Genomic DNA, 1,812 nt, shown 5'->3' with positions numbered 1-1,812 from the left:
TTGTTTCTAAATTTTCAAAATCAATTTCTCTTTTTGATAAAATAATATTTTTATTTTTTTTGTTATTGTTATTGTTATTGTTAATGTGTTGTCGTGATGAACTCATCATGATGTCATCATGACCTCGTGATGATGTCATGATGACATCATCATGTTCTCTTGATGAATTATCTTTCTGCTTATTTCTCTTAGTATTCGCAGCTTTTATAGCTTTTTCTGAGAGTCTATTTAAATTCTCATTAGAGTTATTGAGTTCTTCCTCAACATCTAAATTCCACAAGCGACCATCTGCTAAACGAATGAAATATCCTTCTTCAAGCAAAACATTCAGTGCCGCTTCAAACTTCTTCACTGAATAACCAGTGTAATTAGATAAAACTTTAATATTATAAAAAAGAGGTTCACCAGTATGCAACATACGTAACCGTAATCGCATATAGATATTGCCCTCTACAGCAGGCAAATAATCAACAACTATTGCCCACTTGTCTGCAAAAAGCCTCGTCCATGGCAACTTAGTTGACATACTTCACCTCCCTTTCTTTATTATTATTGCAAGTGAAATTATCTAGCTCTTCAGTGACGTTATTGAGTTCTTTTTCAACTTCTGAATTCCACAACCCACCATTGTCTAAACGTATGATGAATCCACCTTCAATCAAGGAATTCAAAGCTGCTTCAAACTCTTCTACTGGATAACCAACCCAAAAAGCTAATACCGTTAAGTCCTTTAAAATAGGTTCACCAGTATGGAGCATTAGAAGTCGCAACATGACATAGATACATTTCTCGGTCGGCGACAAACAACCAAGAGTAAGAAGCCATTTGTATGCAAAAAGCCTCGTCCATGGCAACTTAGTTGACATACCCCAATTCCCTTTCTTTAACTAAATATAAAATTGCTAAAGCATCTGCTTCGTTATCATCTTTCGGATTGTGCCCTTTTGCACGCACCGCCTTAATCATCTCTTCTTTCGACGCATTCCCCTTGCCTGTCGTCGCTTTCTTAATCGTACTTACTGGTATCCCCTCATACGGTATCTGATGCTGTTCACACCACGCCGTTAACGTTGCTAACAAACCACCGTAAACATGCGCTGCATCTGTACCTTTATGACGCCTCACCTCTTCAAAATACACCACGTCAATTTGACCTGCTGTCTGCTTTATTTCTGATAGCCATTGCTTAAAGCGCAAGTAACGCATTCCACCGCCTTCAAAACGGCGCGATTGAAAATTCACGGTACCACTGAACATGTCACCACTTGCACCACGTATCGCCCACCCCGTTTTGGTACCTAGATCAAAACAAAGGATTGTATGAAGCATCTAAATCACTTACATTTAATGATGGTTTTTTCTTAGAATGGTGCTTAAACGACTTCTCTGCACACAATTTTACTGCAATTCACACAATAAGAAACGTTAGGAAAAGATAATTTTTCAATGAGCTTTGCTTGCTCGTGTATTATTTCGTCTTTTTCATTTATCTCTTGTCTAAGCCTTTTTGTGGTTTTAAAAGCAGTATAAGCTGCATAACAAGATATAATAAGCGCAATTAAGCCCATCTCTATCTCCTCACTTACCCTTCTTCTTACTCTTCTTATTCTTATGAGGCGGCGCTTTTACTGCTTCATCACGCTGTTTAAGCTCTTGTGTTAGTCTTTCAACTTCCTCGTCGCGTGATTGAACATCTGCTTTTAGTGCCTGTATCTTTTCACTTTTCCGTTTAAACTCTTCTCGGTACGCATCTATCTTTTGCTTCAATTCTTTAATTTCCGCATCACATGATTGAACATGTACTGTTAGTAG

4 protein-coding genes and 1 pseudogene are annotated in these 1,812 nt (G+C 37.7%); all 5 read right to left on the bottom strand.

Translation table 11 applies throughout. From position 1 onward, the window contains the following. A partial coding sequence (locus ACFILL_RS09135; protein WP_375643866.1) for a DUF1376 domain-containing protein occupies positions 1 to 526 on the bottom strand: 526 nt, incomplete at its 3' end. Next, on the bottom strand, positions 516 to 866 hold the full coding sequence (locus ACFILL_RS09130; RefSeq protein ID WP_375681100.1) for a DUF1376 domain-containing protein: 351 nt from the start codon (positions 864 to 866) through the stop codon (positions 516 to 518). The genes ACFILL_RS09135 and ACFILL_RS09130, both read right to left, overlap by 11 nt. Then, complete coding sequence (locus ACFILL_RS09125; protein WP_375657562.1) at positions 856 to 1,329, bottom strand: crossover junction endodeoxyribonuclease RuvC; 474 nt, start codon at positions 1,327 to 1,329, stop codon at positions 856 to 858. Before ACFILL_RS09125 ends, ACFILL_RS09130 begins: the two co-directional genes overlap by 11 nt. A gap of 44 nt (positions 1,330 to 1,373) precedes the next feature. After that, positions 1,374 to 1,568, bottom strand: a complete 195-nt coding sequence (locus ACFILL_RS09120) for a hypothetical protein (RefSeq protein WP_375637963.1) — start codon at positions 1,566 to 1,568, stop codon at positions 1,374 to 1,376. Between the two features lie 10 nt (positions 1,569 to 1,578). After that, positions 1,579 to 1,812, bottom strand: a pseudogene (locus ACFILL_RS09115) (hypothetical protein); the annotation flags it as partial.

The sequence above is a fragment of the Bartonella sp. AP20NXHL genome (genome assembly GCF_042196165.1).
Taxonomy (GTDB): domain Bacteria; phylum Pseudomonadota; class Alphaproteobacteria; order Rhizobiales; family Rhizobiaceae; genus Bartonella.
The sequence above is the reverse complement of the archived record's forward strand: the minus strand, read 5'-3'. Positions and strand labels throughout refer to the sequence as shown.

Coding starts and splice junctions, on each gene's coding strand:
- ACFILL_RS09125 (WP_375657562.1), bottom strand. CDS start 1,329: ATGCTTCATACAATCCTTTGTTTTGATCTAGGTACCAAAACGGGGTGG.
- ACFILL_RS09120 (WP_375637963.1), bottom strand. CDS start 1,568: ATGGGCTTAATTGCGCTTATTATATCTTGTTATGCAGCTTATACTGCT.
- ACFILL_RS09130 (WP_375681100.1), bottom strand. CDS start 866: ATGTCAACTAAGTTGCCATGGACGAGGCTTTTTGCATACAAATGGCTT.